17 protein-coding genes are annotated in these 17,608 nt (G+C 61.6%); 9 read left to right on the plus strand and 8 right to left on the minus strand.

All coding sequences use genetic code 11. The features are described from left to right. Nucleotides 1–139: 139 nt before the first annotated feature. From AC1DNW_RS11280 to AC1DNW_RS11310, 7 genes are all read right to left on the minus strand, one after another. Complete coding sequence (locus AC1DNW_RS11280) at nt 140–460, minus strand: hypothetical protein (protein ID WP_113307211.1); 321 nt, start codon at nt 458–460, stop codon at nt 140–142. A gap of 899 nt (nt 461–1,359) precedes the next feature. Further along, nucleotides 1,360–2,319: a 2-hydroxyacid dehydrogenase gene (locus AC1DNW_RS11285; RefSeq protein WP_477852695.1), complete on the minus strand. Its 960-nt coding sequence runs from the start codon at nt 2,317–2,319 to the stop codon at nt 1,360–1,362. A gap of 8 nt (nt 2,320–2,327) precedes the next feature. After that, entirely contained in the window at nt 2,328–3,956 is a 1,629-nt protein-coding gene (locus AC1DNW_RS11290; protein WP_113307208.1) for an ABC transporter ATP-binding protein, read from the minus strand. Continuing rightward, nucleotides 3,953–5,101: an ABC transporter permease gene (locus tag AC1DNW_RS11295; RefSeq protein ID WP_477852697.1), complete on the minus strand. Its 1,149-nt coding sequence runs from the start codon at nt 5,099–5,101 to the stop codon at nt 3,953–3,955. The genes AC1DNW_RS11290 and AC1DNW_RS11295 overlap by 4 nt, the downstream gene beginning before the upstream one ends. Further along, the gene (locus AC1DNW_RS11300; protein ID WP_113307206.1) at nt 5,101–6,186 is read right to left on the minus strand and encodes a microcin C ABC transporter permease YejB; all 1,086 of its coding nucleotides are present in this window, start codon (nt 6,184–6,186) and stop codon (nt 5,101–5,103) included. Before AC1DNW_RS11300 ends, AC1DNW_RS11295 begins: the two co-directional genes overlap by 1 nt. A 157-nt stretch (nt 6,187–6,343) precedes the next feature. Beyond that, complete coding sequence (locus tag AC1DNW_RS11305) at nt 6,344–8,179, minus strand: extracellular solute-binding protein (RefSeq protein ID WP_113307205.1); 1,836 nt, start codon at nt 8,177–8,179, stop codon at nt 6,344–6,346. A 115-nt stretch (nt 8,180–8,294) separates the two neighbouring features. Continuing rightward, nucleotides 8,295–8,924 (minus strand): TetR/AcrR family transcriptional regulator, encoded by a 630-nt coding sequence (locus AC1DNW_RS11310; protein WP_477852699.1) that lies wholly within the window; start codon nt 8,922–8,924, stop codon nt 8,295–8,297. Between the two features lie 41 nt (nt 8,925–8,965). Here AC1DNW_RS11310 and AC1DNW_RS11315 point away from each other — a divergent pair, with 41 nt between their 5' ends. The 7 genes from AC1DNW_RS11315 to AC1DNW_RS11345 all read left to right on the plus strand — a co-directional run bounded on the left by AC1DNW_RS11315 (nt 8,966) and on the right by AC1DNW_RS11345 (nt 15,573). Continuing rightward, entirely contained in the window at nt 8,966–9,538 is a 573-nt protein-coding gene (locus tag AC1DNW_RS11315) for a hydrolase (RefSeq protein ID WP_113307204.1), read from the plus strand. 58 nt (nt 9,539–9,596) lie between these two features. Continuing rightward, the gene (gene mepA / locus AC1DNW_RS11320; protein WP_477852723.1) at nt 9,597–10,622 is read left to right on the plus strand and encodes a penicillin-insensitive murein endopeptidase; all 1,026 of its coding nucleotides are present in this window, start codon (nt 9,597–9,599) and stop codon (nt 10,620–10,622) included. Nucleotides 10,623–10,705: 83 nt separating this feature from the next. Then, nucleotides 10,706–11,086: a methylglyoxal synthase gene (locus tag AC1DNW_RS11325; protein WP_113298147.1), complete on the plus strand. Its 381-nt coding sequence runs from the start codon at nt 10,706–10,708 to the stop codon at nt 11,084–11,086. Between the two features lie 29 nt (nt 11,087–11,115). Next, nucleotides 11,116–12,132 carry a glucokinase gene (locus AC1DNW_RS11330; RefSeq protein WP_113307203.1) on the plus strand — a complete coding sequence of 339 codons (1,017 nt, stop codon included), beginning with the start codon at nt 11,116–11,118 and terminating at the stop codon, nt 12,130–12,132. A gap of 152 nt (nt 12,133–12,284) precedes the next feature. After that, nucleotides 12,285–14,072, plus strand: coding sequence for an ABC transporter ATP-binding protein (locus tag AC1DNW_RS11335; RefSeq protein WP_113307202.1), 1,788 nt, complete (start codon nt 12,285–12,287; stop codon nt 14,070–14,072). Between the two features lie 18 nt (nt 14,073–14,090). Next, a complete protein-coding gene (gene dapB / locus AC1DNW_RS11340; protein ID WP_477852701.1) occupies nt 14,091–14,915 on the plus strand; it encodes a 4-hydroxy-tetrahydrodipicolinate reductase in 825 nt (274 codons plus the stop codon). 22 nt (nt 14,916–14,937) lie between these two features. Further along, complete coding sequence (locus AC1DNW_RS11345; protein ID WP_113298143.1) at nt 14,938–15,573, plus strand: 2,3-bisphosphoglycerate-dependent phosphoglycerate mutase; 636 nt, start codon at nt 14,938–14,940, stop codon at nt 15,571–15,573. Between the two features lie 56 nt (nt 15,574–15,629). Here AC1DNW_RS11345 and phnF read toward each other — a convergent pair whose 3' ends face one another. Continuing rightward, nucleotides 15,630–16,367: a phosphonate metabolism transcriptional regulator PhnF gene (phnF, locus tag AC1DNW_RS11350; RefSeq protein WP_113298142.1), complete on the minus strand. Its 738-nt coding sequence runs from the start codon at nt 16,365–16,367 to the stop codon at nt 15,630–15,632. A 152-nt stretch (nt 16,368–16,519) separates the two neighbouring features. Between phnF and phnG the strand changes: the two genes are divergently transcribed. After that, a complete protein-coding gene (gene phnG, locus AC1DNW_RS11355; protein WP_113307289.1) occupies nt 16,520–16,996 on the plus strand; it encodes a phosphonate C-P lyase system protein PhnG in 477 nt (158 codons plus the stop codon). Further along, nucleotides 16,996–17,604, plus strand: coding sequence for a phosphonate C-P lyase system protein PhnH (gene phnH / locus AC1DNW_RS11360; protein ID WP_113307200.1), 609 nt, complete (start codon nt 16,996–16,998; stop codon nt 17,602–17,604). The genes phnG and phnH overlap by 1 nt, the downstream gene beginning before the upstream one ends. Nucleotides 17,605–17,608 lie beyond the last annotated feature (4 nt).

The following is a 17,608-nucleotide window of genomic DNA, read 5'->3' on the forward strand; positions in this document are numbered from 1 at the left end:
TGGCAACGGCCAGCGCACGAAACCGGCTCGTGCGCTTTCTTATCGAAAAATCGAGCTGCAAAGTCCAGAAAAAACAATAGGCAACGTCCCGCAGCAAGAACGGCTTCGGGACGTTGCTTAAATGTCTGACATCAACGCATTATTGTGCGGGTGCGGGTGCGGGTGCGGGTGCCGGGGCGGCAGGCTGGGCCGGGGCGGTGGCGCCACTCTGCGGCGCAGCTGCCGGGACCTGAGACTGCATCTGCTGGCCGGGCTGCTGAGGAGCGACATCATCGGCTTCCTTCTGGCCCCAGATTTCGACAGGGATCCAGACGAGGAAAGCCAGCACCAGTGCGGCAATCAGCACGGCCAGAATGCGACGGCCTGTGCGGCCCTGCTTGGCCTTGACCGGTGAAATTTCTTCTTCGACATGAAGCTTCTGATCGGACTTTTCCCAACGCGTTTCCGTTTGCGCCATGATCGTCTCCTTGCGCTGATCCGCAGGCCATGCCTGCAGAACTTCCGAGAAGAAACGAAGAGTGGCGTCGGATGGTTCCGAAGGGCTTTCCAGAGCATGTCGTTATCGCAAAACCGCTGCACAGTTTTGCGGAATTATGTCGCAAATGGAAAGCGCGAGGGTCGTGCACGTTCAGGCCCGAGAGGCCCAGCGGTTATTGTCTGCTTTGAAGGTGTCGTCGGCCCTCCGGGAGCCCCTGCGGGGCCAGGTCCATTGATGACGTGATCATGGGAGCCTCAAGTCCAGACCGAGCATACTGCTAAGGACGAAGGCGATGAGCCCCACGCCTAGTACCGCCAGCGCGAAGACTGCGGCCATCTTGCCGCCCGCGCGTAGTACCGCTCGCCTGTCTCCCTTCTCTCCTCGATCGTAATGCCACTTGATGGCGAAGAACATGGCCGCTCCTAAAGCGAAAACCTTGAACGTAACGAAGACTACAGGGACCCAATCCATATTAAGGACTCTCATGTGCATCAGCTACGCGCCTTATGATCTCATCTCAGGCAAACGCATACTTCCTATTATGCAACGCAGATATGTAATAGCAGGTGGCGGTTTCCTGGCCTGTCTCGTTGGGTTCGGGAATGACCGCTCAGGGCAGGAAACGGACATTGGCGGTGCTTGCTCAATAGTTCCGCGCTTTTGCGCGACGCGCACTACAGCATCGGCCCGAAAATCGGAATCGATTTTCGGGAAGCCTGATGCGGTGAATCAAGGAGTTAGAGCATCCTTTGTGCGTCCGAACGGACGCACGGCGCTCTAGGGCAATTCCAGCAAAAGTGGKAACCGGTTTTGCGTCCGGAATTGCAGAGAAAACAATAAGCTAGAGCATTGAAGGCGAAGCCGTTCTCGCCGGAGAGGCTCTAGTACCCCGCCTTGCGATCGACGACGAATTGCAGCGGCTCGCTGCGTTCGAAGCGGGCGATCTGGGCCTCGACATGACGGAAGAGCGCGTTCTCTTCCGAGATCGCAGCGTCATGCGGGGTGATGAAGACATTTTCCAGATGCCAGAGCGGATCATCTGCCGGCAGCGGCTCGACTTCGAAGACATCGAGCGAGGCGCCGCCGAGCACGCCGCCCTCAATCGCAGCAACGATATCGGCCTGCACCTGGCTCTTGCCGCGGCCGGCATTGATGAAGACCGGCTTGCCGAGGGCGCCACCCTGGCGCAGCCTGGTGAAGAAGGCCTTGTTGTAGAGGCCCGTCGTCTCCGGGGTCAGCGGCAGCAGGCCGACGACGATATCGGTCTTTGACAGGAAGGTATCGAGTTGCGGGCCGTCGAAGGTTTCGATGCCTTCAACCTCTTTCTTCGAGCGCGACCATCCGATCACGTTGAAGCCCATGACGCGTAGCTTGGCGACCGCATCCTGGCCGAGAATGCCGAGGCCCATGACGCCGACGGTGATGTCTGCAGCTTCCGGCGGGACGAGCTTGCCCCAGACCCGATCGCGCTGGTGCCGGTCATGCTCGCGCTGCAGGCGCAGGTGCATGAGGCACTGCATGACCACCCATTCACTCATGCGCGTCGTCAGGCTGCGATCGACGAAACGGACGATCRGAAGATCGGGCAGATCAGCGATGGACAGGATGCTATCGACCCCGGCACCACCGGAGAAGAGCACCTTCAGGTTCGGCGCGCGCTGGAAAATATCCGCATCAGGCTTCCAGAGCAGCGCATAATCGATGCTGGTCAGGTCGAGCGCCTTGCTGGCGGGATCGGCGGAATTGATGCTGCCGCGATCGGCAAAGGCGGTCTTCAGGATGCGGGCAACGGTCTCGGGGTCGAACTTGAGATCGACGAGAATGGGAGGTCTTGCTGACATGATCTTCTTTACTGCTGAACCGCAGGCGTGGACACCGCCTCGATATTGAAGGCGGCGGCCATCAACGCCTTGGTATAGTCATCCTTCGGTGCACGGAAGATTTCCGCTGACGACCCCTGCTCGACGACCTTGCCGAAGCGCATGACGATGACGTCATTGGCAAGCGCCTTGACCACTTTCAGGTCGTGACTGATGAAGAGATAGGCGAGATCGTGCTTCTTCTGCAGATCGCGCAGCAGGTCCACCACCTGCGCCTGCACGCTCATGTCGAGCGCCGATGTCGGCTCATCGAGCATGACGAAACGCGGCTTCAGCACCATGGCGCGGGCGATCGCGATGCGCTGACGCTGGCCGCCGGAAAATTCGTGCGGGAAACGCCAGCGGGTCAGTGGATCGAGGCCGACTTCCTCAAGCGCCCAGCAGACGCGCTGGTCGCGCTCCTCTGATGACAGCGAACGCTCGTGCACTTTCAGGCCCTCGGCAACGATATCGCCAACCGACATGCGCGGGCTGAGCGAGCCATAGGGATCCTGGAAAACGACCTGAAGCTGGTTGCGCAGGGGCCGCATTTCCGTGAATGAATAGCCTGCTATATCTCTTCCGACGAAGGAAATGCGCCCCTTCGACGAGATGAGGCGCGTGAGCGCGAGCCCGAGCGTGGTCTTGCCGGAACCGGATTCGCCGACGACACCAAGCGTCTGGCCCGCCCTCAGCGTCAGGTCGATGCCATCGACCGCCTTCACGTGATCGACGACCTTGCGCATGAGCCCGGCCTTGATCGGGAACCAGACCTTGATATCGCTGCCTTGCATGACGACAGGCTTGGAGGGGTCGGTCACCGGCGGTTCGCCGCGCGGTTCGGAGGCGAGCAAATGGCGCGTGTAGTCATGCTTCGGATTGGTGAAGACCTCTTCCACCGGTCCGGTCTCGACGATCTTGCCCTTGGTCATGACGCAAACGCGGTCGGCGAATTTGCGCACGATGCCGAGATCGTGGGTGATGAACAGCATGGACATGCCGTGCTCGCCCTTCAGCTTGCGCAGGAGTTCGAGGATTTGCGCCTGGACGGTGACGTCGAGCGCGGTTGTCGGCTCGTCGGCAATCAGCAATTCCGGCCGGTTGGCGAGCGCCATGGCGATCATCACACGCTGGCGCTGACCGCCCGAAAGTTCATGCGGATAGGCTTTCAGGCGCTTTTCCGGCTCGCGGATGCCGACCTGGTTCAAGAGCTCCAGCACACGGGTGCGCGCCGCCTGCCCGGTCATGCCCTGATGCAGGTCCAGGATTTCGGCAATCTGCCTTTCGATCGTGTGGAGCGGATTGAGCGATGTCATCGGCTCCTGGAAGATCATGGTGACGTCGTTGCCGCGAACTTCGCGCATTTCGCGGTCGGAGGCCTTCAAGAGATCCTTGCCCTTGAAGAATATCTCGCCGCCCGGATGGCTTGCCGAGGGATAGGGCAGGAGACGCAGGATGGAGTTTGCCGACACCGACTTGCCGGAACCGGATTCGCCGACGAGCGCGACAACCTCGCCCTTCTCGATATCGAAGGAGATACGGTCGACGGCAAGCGACGTTTCGCCGCCCTGATGGAAGGCAACGGAGAGATCGCGGACGGAGAGCAGCGGTTCACTCATTGGAACGTCTTTCTCGGATCGAAGGCATCGCGCACCGCTTCGCCGACGAAGATCAGCAGCGACAGCATGATCGACATGGTGAAGAAGGCCGTCAGCCCGAGCCATGGCGCCTGGAGATTGGCCTTGCCCTGGGCGATCAGTTCACCGAGCGAGGGAGAGCCCGGCGGCATGCCGAAGCCCAGGAAGTCGAGCGAGGTCAGCGTGGTGATCGAGCCCGAGAGTATGAAGGGCAGGAAGGTCAGGGTCGCGACCATCGCATTCGGCAGCATATGCCGCCACATGATGGTGCGGTTGTTGACGCCGAGCGCCCGGGCAGCCCGGACATATTCGAAATTGCGGGCGCGCAGGAACTCGGCACGCACGACGCCGACAAAGCCCACCCAGGAAAACAGCAGCATGATGCCGAGCAGAACGAAGAATCCGGGCGGCAGGATCGCGGCGATGATCAGCAGGATGTAAAGCACCGGCATCGAGGACCAGATCTCGATGAAACGCTGGAGAAGCAGGTCCGTCCAGCCGCCGAAATAGCCCTGGATGGCACCGGCCGTCACGCCGATGACCGCCGAGCAGATGGTCAGCACCAGGCCGAAGAGAACGGAAATGCGGAAGCCATAGATGACGCGGGCAAAAACATCGCGCGCCTGGTCGTCGGTGCCGAGCCAGTTGAGGTTGCCGAGCCTGCAGCCGGGATCATCGACGCCCTGCGGATAGGCCGAGCAGCGCTCCTGCGACGACATCAGCCAGAACGGAGCGGTCGGGGCCGAATGCGGGATGTTGGAATTGACCGACTGATAGGAATAGCGGATCGGCGGCCAGATCATCCAGCCATTGGCATTGATCTCATCTGCTATGACCGAGGAACGGTAGTCCGTCTCGGCGAGGAAGCCGCCGAACTTMTCCTCGGGATAATCGATGACGACAGGGAAAAGGATCTCGCCCTTGTAGGAGGCGATGATCGGCCTGTCGTTGGCGATGAACTCGGCCATGAGGCTGAGCACGAAGAGCACGAGGAAGAGCCAGAGCGACCAGTAGCCGCGCCTGTTTGCCTTGAAGTTCTGCCAGCGGCGGATGTTGGTCGGCGACAGAAGGCCTTTGCGGGGCGGGCGGACGGGCGCTGATGTCGTCGGATTTGCGGCGGCATCCATCAGACGTCCCTCCGCTCGAAATCGATGCGCGGATCGATCCAGGTGTAGATCAGGTCCGAGATCAGGCCGACGAAGAGGCCGAGCAGCGAGAAGATATAGAGCGTCGCAAAGACGATCGGATAGTCGCGGTTGACGACGGAGAGGTAGCCGAGGCGGCCAAGGCCGTCGAGCGAGAAGATRTTCTCGATCAGGAGCGAACCGGTGAAGAAGGCGGAGATGAAGGCGGCTGGAAAGCTCGCGATGATGATCAGCATGGCATTGCGGAAAACGTGGCCGTAAAGCACCTGCCGCTCGTTCAGACCTTTGGCGCGCGCGGTGATGACATACTGCTTCTTGATCTCGTCGATGAAGGAATTCTTGGTCAGCAGCGTCGTCGTGGCAAATGACGCCAGCGACAGCGAGATCAGCGGCAGCGCGAGGTGCCAGAAATAATCGAGCGGCTTCTGCCACCAGGAAAGCTGGTCGAAATTATCCGAGACGAGGCCGCGCAGCGGGAACCAGTCATAGAAGGAGCCGCCGGCAAACAGCACGATCAGCAGGATGCCGAACAGGAAGCTCGGCACGGCATAACCGACGATGATGACGGCTGATGTCCAGACATCGAAGGAAGAGCCGTCCTTGACCGCCTTTCGGATGCCGAGCGGAATGGAGATGGCGTAGGAAAAGATCAGGATCCAGATGCCGAGCGAGATCGAGACCGGAAGTTTCTCGATAATCAGATTGAGCACGGTCGTATTGCGGAAGAAGCTCTCGCCGAAATCGAAGCGGATGTAGTTCCACATCATTTCGCCGAAGCGGGTCAGCGGGGGTTTGTCGAAGCCGAACTGTTTTTCCAGCTTGGCGATCAGTTCCGGATCAAGACCTTGCGCGCCGCGATATTTGGAACCGGCATCATCGAATTGCTGGCCGGCATCGCCACCGCCGCCGAGGCGCTGGTCGGCGCTGTCGGCTTGTCCCGTCAGCTGGGCAATGACCTGCTCCACCGGACCGCCAGGGGCGAACTGTATGACGATGAAGGAAATTGCCATGATGCCGATGATCGTCGGGATCATCAGAAGCAGGCGGCGAAAAATATATGCCCCCATCAGCGTGCGCCGATCCGATAGGCAGCCGCTATGCTGCGACGTTCAGTTTTCGCCAATTCCCGTCTTTCCTTTCGTCCGTCCCATGCAGCTATTGCCTGATTCGCACATAATTTGGACGCCCCAGGCATTCGATGGCAAGAATTTCCTTGTTGCCGGCCTATTTGCCGGCATTGGTGGACCACCACACGCCAGGCATGCCGAGCCCATATTCAGGCAGTTCGGCCGGATGCATGATGCTGTTCCAGTAGGCAAGGCGCGAGGTGCGTGAGCCATAGCTCGGAACGACGATATGCTTGGCAAGCAGCACGCGGTCGAGTGCCTTCGTCGCCGCCACCAGCTCGTCGCGGTCCTTGGCGAAGATCACCTTGGGAATGAGAGCATCGATGGCGAGATCGCTGATGCCGCTGTAATTCTGCGAGCCGACGCGCTTGGCGGCATCCGAGCCCCAATATTCGGCCTGCTCGTTGCCGGGATTGATGGATTCGGCCCAGCCGTTGTACATGACGTCGAAGTCACGGGAGCGCCAACGGTTGGTAAACTGCGACGGCTCGATGCTGCGCACACTTGCATCGATGCCGATCTTCTTCAGGTTCTGCGAGAAGGCGAGCGCGATCGGCTCGATCGTCGGTCCGTTGAGCAGGATTTCAAAAGACAGCGGCTGGCCCGTCTTCACGTTGACCATACGGCTACCCTTCAGCTCGTAGCCCGCCTCCTTCAGCAGGCCGATTGCCGTGCGCAGGTTGTCGCGAAGCTTGGCCGGATCGCCGGCAACCGGATTGGTATAGGGCTTGGTGAAAACATCAGGTGGAACCAGATCCTTGACTTCATTCAGGATTTCGAGCTCTCGGCCTTCAGGCAAGCCCGAAGAGGCAAGCTCGGTTCGGAAGAAGAAACTGTCGATCCGCTCATAGGAGCCGTAGAAGATCGTGCGGCGCAGCTCCTCGAAATCGAAAGCATAGTTCAGCGCCTCGCGCACCTTCTCGTCGGCGAACTTGTCACGGCGCAGGTTGAAGATGAAGCCGACCATGACGCCGACCTTGCGCATCTCGTTTTCAACTTCCTCACGCTTGATGCGCCCGTCCTTGACGGCCGGGAAATCATAGGCGGTGGCCCAGCGCTTGGCGGCATTTTCCCACCAATAGTCGGTATTGTTCGACCTGAAAGCTTCGAACATGACGTCGCGATCGGCATAATAAGTGTATTCGATCGCGCCGAAATTGTTCTGGCCGACATTCACGTTGAGGTTCTTGCCCCAATAGTCGTCGCGCAGCTCGTAGCGGATCTTCGATCCCGGAGTGACGGAGACCATCTTGTAGGGGCCGGAGCCCATGGGCATTTCCAGCGAGGTGCGTGAAATGTCGCGTGGTTTCCCATCTGCGCCGTTCGCCTGCCACCAGTGCTTGGGTACGATCACCAACTGCCCGACGGTCTGCGGCAGTTCGCGGTTGTTGGGTTCGTCGAAACTGAAGGTTACCTCACGATCGCCCGTTTTTTCTGCCGACTTCACGTGGCGATAATAGAACTCCATCTGCGGATCGTTCTTTTTCGCCTGCTCGAAGCTGAAAACGACATCGTCTGGCGTCACAGGCTGGCCGTCGGCCCATTTGGCCTCGGCGCGCAGGCGGAAGGTCGCCGAGGTCAGGTCATCGGGATATTTCAGGCTCTCGGCCAACAGGCCGTAGGACGACGAAAGCTCGTCGAGGGCCGGGGTCAGCAGCGTATCGAACACCGTGCCCAGACCGGCGCCCACCTCTCCGCGCGCAAGCAATGGGTTCAGCGTATCGAAGTTGCCTTCGTCCGAAAGACGCAGCGTGCCGCCCTTCGGCGCCTGCGGATTGACATAGTCGAAATGGTCAAAACCCTGGGGATGCTTGAGATCGCCGACCGTCGAAGTCCCGATCCGCCATCCATCCGCATCCTGTGCAAAAGCCCCGATTGCGAGAGACAGAGACGCTGCCGCGGACAGAAGAAATTTCAGCGTCCAAGATGCCATTCACCAAACCCCTTGTTCTTTTTAGCTTCGTCGAGAATACGGGAAATGCTGGCAAAAAACAGAAAAGAGTTCCGTTTTTATGCCCCTCGCGAAATTTTGACCTGATCATTCCGGTTCAGGGCGTCACTTCCTCGAGACGCTTGCGGAGCATGCGACGCAGCTCCCCGACGAGGCGCGGATCGCCCGAGCCATCGGGGTCATTGGCGGCCGCGACGACGATGCGCAGCAGCTCCAGGACGAGGGCGCCCAGGAGATCGACATCGCGCTCCACCGACGGTTCGGCATTCTTCAGAAGTGCGGTGATACTGGCGCGAAGCTCCGCACGCGATTTCGCMTTGCGCTCCTTGGGCACATCGCGCCGCGCAGCGAGAACCGGAAATTCCGGATGGTCCTCGATGAAGCGACCGAGCCGCGTGAAGATCGCATCGCCGATTTCGGCAGCGCTCTTGCCCCGTGTCTTCTGCGCGAGTTCGGCAAGCCCGCTGTTCAGATGCTGCAGGCGGTCTATGTGCAGCGCCTCGGCAAGGAGAGGCTTGGTCGGGAAGAACTGATAGAGCGAGCCGATCGAGGAATTCGCCGCCGCGGCAATCTCCGTCATGGTTGCGGCATCATAGCCTTTTTCGAGAAAGACCCTGGCTGCCGCTTCGAGGAGAATGGCGACGCGCTCATGGCCGCGCTGGCGCTTCGGCACACGGGTCTGCGGTTCGGGGCTTGATTTTTGCGAGGCTATCCTCGTATTTGTCATTGTGAGGATACCCTCATATTTCCTTCCTCCGGAGATTTCCCATGTCCCTTTATGATCCMAACACCACCGCACTTATTTCCATCGACCTGCAGGGCTTTATCGTCGGCCGGCAGCTTGCGCCCCACTCCGCCCAGCAGGTGATCGAGAATACCGCCGCAATCGCCGACAAACTGAAATCCGAAGGCGGGACAGTGATCCTCGTTACCGTCGGATTCTCCCCGGACTATGCCGATGCTGTCAACCAGCCGGTGGACGAGCCAGCGGTTTTCCCCGAAGGTGGCCTTCCGGCCGCCGCACTTGCGGCACCCGCGGAAATCGCCGCGCTCGCGGTCGACGTCCATATCGTCAAGCATCAGTGGAGTGCCTTCTACGGCACGGCGATGGATCTCCAGCTTCGCCGCCGCGGCATCAGGACCGTGATCCTGACCGGCATCGCCACGAATTTCGGCGTCGAGGCGACGATCCGCGATGCATTTGCCCATAATTACGCAGTCATCGCCGTCGAGGACGCAATGAGCACCTTCTCCGCCGAAATGCATTCGCTTGCCTGCGAGCGCATCCTGCCGCGCCTGTCGCGCATGCGCAAAACAGCCGAGGTTCTAGCCAATACATGATACTGCGGCGTCCCGCACCGCCTGCCAAAACATCGATTCACCAAAATTGCTTTTCACGATAGATTCGATCGCAAATCACCTTGGAGCGCCGTGCGTCCATTCGGACGCACAAAGGACGAGCCCGGGCAGCGCCAAGGCGATTTTCGGCGCCGTGAAATTGCCGACGCAGGGGCCGGCGCAACCGATCGGTTTCTACGCCAAGGGCTGCATGACCGGTGCCGAGGCGCTGCCGGCTGACGGGCCGACCTGGCAGGCGATGCGCCTTTCGCGCAATCGCCGCTGGGGCAATCCCGCGATGATCTCCCTTCTGGAAAAATTCTCGCAGGATGCGCGTGCCAGGATCGGCTGGCCCGGTATCCTCGTCGGCGATATTGCCCAGCCGCGCGGCGGGCCGATGTTCAACGGTCATGCCTCGCACCAGATCGGCCTCGATGCCGATGTCTGGCTGACACCCATGCCCTCACAGCGTTTGAGCTACGAAGAGCGGGAGGACCTGCCCTTCATCACCATGCTGCAGAAAGATAAGTTCCTGACCGTCGATCCGAAAGTGTGGAGCAAACAGCGGGCGGAGCTTTTGATGCTGGCGGCAAGCTATCCGCAAGTCCAGCGCATCTTCGTCAACCCGGCAATCAAGAAGAAGATGTGCGACACCTGGACCGGCGATCGCACCAATCTCGGCAAGCTGCGGCCTGAATACGGGCATGACTCGCATTTCCATATCCGCCTCAACTGCCCGCCGGGTGCCAAGGGCTGCACGTCGCAGGCGCCTGTCGCCGCCGGCGACGGCTGCGACAAGTCGCTTGCCTGGTGGTTCACCAAGGAGCCGTGGGCGGCGCCGAAACCGCCGAAGCCCGGTGCAAAGCCGCCGAAGCCGCCGCGTGAAGTCATGGTCTCGGACCTGCCGAAAGCCTGCTCTGCCGTTGTAGACGCACCGTCCGTCGCCTCCTCCGAGGCTGCGACCTATGACGGTCCTTCCGCAGCAAGTGCGCTGACGGCGGCGCCGACCGCTGCTCCGGCGGTCGACACCGGCAGCGCGCTGCCGTCCGTCGGCCCGGTTCCGAACGACAAGCCTTCCGTGCAATAGGCTGTGGTGCGGCTGTCTTTCAAATCACAAACGCTTGGTGTAAAGCCGTCAAATCGATTGAATTACGCGTGGAGGTTCCGTTCATGGCCGGCGGCAAGTGCCTAGCATTGATTGCGCATGACCAGAGGAAGGACGAGATGGCGGAGTTTGCCCGCCGCAACAGGGATCTCCTCGCCCAATGGAAAATCGTCGCCACCGGCACCACCGGCGGACGCGTGCTCGACGCCGTTCCCGACCTTCACGTGACGCGGCTCAAAAGCGGCCCCCTCGGCGGCGACCAGCAGATCGGCGCACTGATTTCCACCGGCGAAGTCAGCGCCCTGATCTTCTTCGTGGACCCGCTGACGCCGATGCCGCATGATGTCGATGTCAAGGCGCTGATGCGGCTTGCGATCGTCTACGACATACCGATGGCGCTGAACGAATCGACGGCTGAAAAGCTCCTCCCTACCCTTAACGCCTGATCTCTCGGGCCTACAGCACGGAACCGGCCATGACTGCACACTCAACTCCCTTGCCCTTTCCGATCCTGATCGGCGACATCGGTGGCACGAATGCCCGCTTCTCCATCCTGACGGATGCCTATGCGGAGCCGAAGCAGTTTCCCAATGTACGCACGGCCGACTATGAGACGATTGACGAGGCGATCCAGAAGGGTGTGCTCGACAAGACCTCCGTGCAGCCGCGCGCCGCGATCCTGGCTGTCGCCGGGCCGATCAAGGCGGATGAAATCCCGCTGACCAATTGCCCCTGGGTGGTGCGGCCGAAGAGGATGATCGAGGGGCTCGGCCTTGTCGACGTGCTCGTCGTCAATGATTTTGAAGCGCAGGCGCTGGCGGTCGCGGCCCTTTCGGATGAGAACCGCGAGCGCATCGGCAATGCATCCGGCGACATGGTGGCGTCCCGCGTCGTGCTCGGACCCGGCACGGGCCTTGGCGTCGGCGGCCTGGTTCACACCCAGTCGACCTGGATTCCGGTTCCCGGCGAAGGCGGCCATGTCGACCTCGGGCCGCGCAGCAAGCGCGACTATGAAATCTTCCCGCATGTCGAGACCATCGAGGGTCGCGTTGCAGCCGAGCAGATCCTCTGCGGCCGCGGCATCGTCAACCTCTACCGCGCCATCTGTGCAGCCGATGGCGTCGAGCCGACAATGAACGATCCGGCGGATATCACATCGCACGCACTCGCCGGCAGCGACAAGGTCGCGGTCGAAACCGTCTCGTTGTTTGCCACCTATCTCGGCCGCGTGGCAGGCGACATGGCGCTGGTGTTCATGGCCCGCGGCGGCGTCTATCTGTCGGGCGGCATCTCGCAGAAGATCCTGCCGGCACTGAAAAAGCCGGAATTCCGGGCCGCCTTCGAAGACAAGGCGCCGCATTCGGCCCTGCTGCGCACCATCCCGACCTATGTCGTGACGCATCCGCTCGCAGCACTATCGGGGCTTTCCTCCTATGCGCGCATGCCCGCAAATTTCGGTGTTTCGACGGATGGCCGGCGCTGGCGGGCTTGAGCCTCAAGCATAGTTTCAAGGCGTTAGAGCGTCCTTTGTGCGCCCCGATGGGACGCACGGCGCTCTAGCCAAAGCCCCCTCAACTCTTTATAGAGCCCGCGCATATGCGCGCCGCGCCTGCGGCATGCAGCCCTGAGACAGGAAGCCTATTTTTGGAAGCCGCCGACAGCAGAAAGCCACACGTCAACAGCGATACCGTGACGGGCATCCTGAAACGCATCATTGCGGAAAACGGCCGGGACCATCTCTGGGGCTATGTCTTCGCAATCTCCTGCCTTGTCGTCATAGCGCTTTCGACGGCGTTCACGGCCTGGATCATGCGGGCGATCATTGACGAGGCCTTCGCCAACCGCCGCGCCGACGTCGTCTGGATCATCTGTCTTTCGATCTTCATCGCCTTCGTGCTGCGCGGTTTTGCGAGCTACGGGCAGGGCGTTGCCCTTTCAAGGATCGGCAACGATATCGTCGCGCGCTATCAGCGACGTATCTATTCGCATCTGATGACGCTCTCGGTCGGCTATTTCAACGAGTCTCGCTCCGCCCATATCGCCGCTCAGGTGAGCCAGAACGTTACCGGTATCCGCGACGTATTGAACCTCACCATCACGTCGACCGTGCGCGACCTCCTGACCTTCGTCTCGCTGATCGGCGTCATGGTCGTTCAGGATCCGCTGCTGAGCCTTGCCGTCTTCATTCTGGCGCCGCCGCTGCTCTATGCGCTGCGTTACGTTTCCAAGCGGCTGCGCTCGGCCACCCGCGAGGCGGTCGATCTCAACAGCCACGTTCTCGGCGCCATGCAGGAGACGATCCAGGGCATTTCCATCGTCAAGGCCTTCACGATGGAAGAGGCACTGGAAAAAAAGGTCAACAAGCTGATCGGCGCTGCCGAAGGCCGGGCAAACCGTATCGCGCGGCTTTCCGAGCGCACCTCGCCGCTGACCGAAAGCTTTGCCGGCTTTGCGGTTGCGAGCGTGCTTGCCTACGCCGCCTACCGCTCGATCTACCAGGGTGTGCCGCCGGGCGCCTTTTTCTCGTTCGTCACGGCGCTGCTGCTCGCTTACGATCCGGCCCGGCGCCTCGCCCGCCTGCAGGTGCAGATGGAACGCGCCATCGTCAACGCCCGGATGATCTACGAGCTGCTCGACATGGAACCGCGCCAGCGCGACCTGCCGGATGCCAAGCCGCTTGTTGTCACCGAAGCGAAGATCGAATTCCGCAACGTTTCCTTCGCCTATGGCAATGAACGCGTGCTTGACGGCGTGACGCTGACGGCCGAGGGTGGCAAGACGACGGCGCTCGTCGGTCCTTCGGGCGCCGGTAAATCGACCGTCATCAGCCTCATTCCACGCTTTTATGATCCGAAGGAAGGCGAGATCCTGATCGACGGACAGGATATCGCCCATATCACCAAACAATCGCTGCGCCGGCAGCTCGCCTATGTCTCGCAGCAGCCATACCTCTTCGAAGGCACGATCCGCGACAATATCCGTTACGGCCGTCCGGAAGCGAGTGACGAGGATATCGAGAAGGCAGCGCGGCTTGCCTATGCGCATGACTTCATCGTCGCGCAGCCGCAGGGCTATGATACGCCGGTCGGCGAAAACGGCGTAACCCTTTCCGGCGGCCAGCGCCAGCGCCTGTCGATCGCCCGCGCTCTGGTGCGCAACGCACCGATCCTGCTTCTCGACGAGGCGACCTCGGCGCTCGATACGGAATCGGAAGCCGCCGTGCAGAAGGCGCTCGACGAGGCCATGACCGGCCGCACGGTCGTCGTCATCGCCCACCGTCTCTCGACCGTGGTGCGCGCCGACAAGATCATCGTGATGCAGCAGGGCCGCGTCGTCGAAGAAGGCAATCACGAGACGCTTGCGAAGGTCAGTGACGGACTTTACGCTCGCCTCAACAATCTGCAGAGGCCTTCGGCTTCTGATTCATACTGATCGGGATGACGGACTGACATGAGCGACGCTGCGATGAAACTGGTTGTGGTCGGAGCGGCGGGGCGCATGGGCCAGACGCTCATCCGTCTCATTCATTCCATCGATGGCGTGACACTGCATGCAGCGGTCGCGCGGCCGGGATCGCCCTTCGTCGGCAAGGATGCCGGTGAAATCGCCGGTCTCGGCGCCAATGGCGTCATCATCGGCGACGATCCCCTGGCAGCGTTCCTGCATGCCGAGGGMGTGCTGGACTTCACATCGCCCGCCACGTCAGTGGAATTTGCCGGACTGGCGGCACAGGCGCGCATCGTTCATGTCGTCGGCACGACCGGCTGCTCCGATGAGCACAATGCAAAGATTGCGGCCGCCTCGCGCCATGCCCGCATCGTCCAGTCGGGCAATATGAGTCTCGGGGTCAATCTGCTGAGCGTTTTCGTGCAGCAGGCGGCTCAGGCGCTTGATCCCGCCGACTGGGATATCGAAATTCTCGAGATGCATCACAAGCGCAAGGTCGACGCGCCCTCCGGAACCGCATTGTTGCTCGGCGAGGCGGCGGCAAAGGGCCGCAATATCGACCTTGYCGCGAAGTCCGTGCGCGTGCGCGACGGCCATACGGGAGCGCGGGAAGCCGGCACGATCGGCTTTGCGACGCTGCGCGGCGGCTCCGTCATCGGCGAGCATTCGGTGCTCTTTGCCGGCGAAGGCGAAACCGTTACGCTTTCGCATAGCGCAACCGACCGTTCGATTTTCGCGCGGGGCGCCATCAAGGCCGCCCTTTGGGCGCGMGACAAGAAACCGGGGCACTATTCCATGCTCGACGTTCTCGGGCTTTCTTCCCATTGACCATTTGTAGGAGGCATTTTTCATGAGCGGTACCCTCGTCCTCGTTCGCCACGGCCAGAGCGACTGGAATCTCAAGAATCTCTTCACCGGCTGGAAGGACCCTGATCTGACCGAGCTCGGCATCCAGGAAGCCACGACCGGCGGCCAGGCACTAGCCGACTACGGCATCAAGTTCGATATCGCCTTCACGTCGGCACTGGTGCGCGCGCAGCACACGCTGACGCTCATCCTCGACAAGGTCGGCCAGCCTGATCTCGAGACGATCCGCGACCAGGCGCTCAACGAGCGCGACTACGGCGATCTCTCCGGCCTCAACAAGGATGATGCCCGCGCCAAGTGGGGCGAAGAGCAGGTGCATGTCTGGCGCCGCTCCTATGATGTCCCGCCTCCGGGCGGCGAAAGCCTGCGCGATACCGGCGCCCGCGTCTGGCCTTACTATCTGACGGAAATTCTTCCGCGCGTCCTGCGCGGCGAAAAGGTGCTGGTTGCCGCGCACGGCAATTCGCTGCGTTCGCTCGTCATGGTTCTCGACCGCCTCACCCGCGAGCAGGTTCTCTCGCTGAATCTGGCGACGGGTGTGCCCATAGTCTACAAGCTGAAGGCAGACTCGACCGTTGCTTCCAAGGAAGTGCTCGGCGACATGTCCGGCGCGCACTGATCGCGACCAGGCATCGATAGGTTCAAGGCTGGGCTCGCGCCCGGCCTTTTTCGTTTTCAGTTCTCGATGGTGAACTGGACGCGGTCTGCCGCAAAGCGGCTGATCGAATATTGCACCGGCACGCCTTCCAGATCGGTGTTCATCGCCTTGGTGATCAGGAGCACGGCGCCCGGCGTCAGCTCCAGGTCGGCGATGTCGCCGGAATCGGCGTGGGTGGCGGTGATCTCGGTCGTGGCGCGCACATAGTCCGACAGTCCGAGGGCGGCAAAAGCCTTGGTGATCGATTCCGTCTTGCGATAGATCTCGCCGATGCCGGCAAAACGGGCGGCCGGGAACCAGCTCGTGCCGCGGGCGACAGGCCGTTTATCCGCGTCGCGCACCGTTTCCAGCCGGATGACAGGCGTGCCCTGTTCGATGCGCAGCCAGCGGGCGACCTCGGCGTCGGCGACCTCCTCTGCGTGGCCGAGCAGCAGCGCATGCGTTTCGCGCGCCTGGTCCCTGAGGCCATCTGTAAAGCGTGTCCGGCGGCTGATCGGGAAGTTCAGGCGCTCCTTGCGCTCGATCAGCGTGCCACGACCCTGCACAGCCCGGACGATGCCTTCTTGGGCAAGCGCGGCCAACGCGCTGCGCACGGTATGCCTGTTGACGCCGAACTGCGTCGCGAGAGCGGTTTCCGGCGGCACCATGCCAGTCGCATCGTATGCGCCGCTGCCGATCGCCTCGCGGATCCTGTCGGCGATCTGCCGCCAGAGCGCTACGCCCGTCTGCCGCTGCACCTGCTTTATGCCTGCCATTACACCCCTTCCCTGATCATTTCGTGGCCCGAACCTCTTCAAGCCCGGCCAATTTTGGACGTGTCGTGTCACACGCTTGTCACCTCGCCGATTTAGGGATAGGTATAGCTTGTATGGTTGTCTATATCAATAGACATTTCGAGGAAAAGACGATGACGGCAGCAGAGAAGACAGAGGCTGCGGCGCAGACAGACAACGGACGCAAACGCACCGTCGATCTGCTGGCGCGCGCTGAGAGGCAAGAATTGCTGGCGGCGTGGGATGCGCTTGCCGAAAAGCCGGCGGCACAGCCGGTGCGCGGCCCGGAAACGGGCCTCGTCATGGTTCGCGGCCGCATCGGCGGCGGCGGGGCGCCCTTCAATCTCGGCGAGGTCACGGTGACGCGGGCGACGGTGCGCCTTGCCTCCGGCTCCGTCGGCCATGCGCAGGCGCTCGGAACCGACCGCGAGAAGGCACGCCTTTCGGCGATCTTCGATGCGCTCTGGCAGGAGGAAGCCACCAAGGGCTTCATCGAGGACAGGCTGCTGTCGCCGATATCAAGCCGCATAACCGCCGAGGCCGGTCGCAAGGCCGAGGAGACGGCCGCGACCCGCGTCGATTTCTTCACCATGGTGCGGGGAGACAACTGATGAGCGCCAAGACCGATGTTCTGACCGGCGGCTTCGCCGAGCCGGTATTCGAGGCCCAAAGCGTGTTCAAGATGCTGATGGACGGCATGGCCCGGCCCGGCACGATCCAGACGGTGGCGGCCGAAGTGACGGCGCCCGCACCGCTCGGCATTGCCGCCGGCGCGATCGGCCTGACGCTCTGCGACCACGACACGCCCGTCTGGCTTTCGGCCGGACTTGCCAGGTCGGCGATTCCGGAATGGCTTGGCTTCCACACCGGCGCACCGCTGACGGCCGAGAAGGCCGAGGCGCGCTTCGCCTTCGTCGAGGCCGGCACGATGATCTCCACCTTCGGCCTGTTTGCCGCCGGCACGCAGGAATATCCCGATCGCTCCACGACAGTGGTGATCGAGCTTGCCGACCTCGAAGGCGGGCGCCGTCTGGCGCTGATGGGTCCGGGCATCCAGAGCGTGACCGAGATCGCGCCTGTCGGCCTGCCGGAAACGTTCCTGCGCCTGTGGACGGAAAACCGCGCCCTCTTCCCGCGCGGCATCGACATCGTGCTGACGGCGGGCAAGCGTTTCCTCTGCCTGCCGCGCACCACCAAGATCACAGCAACGGAGATCTGAGCTC

Source organism: Rhizobium sp. 05L429 (assembly GCF_056397645.1).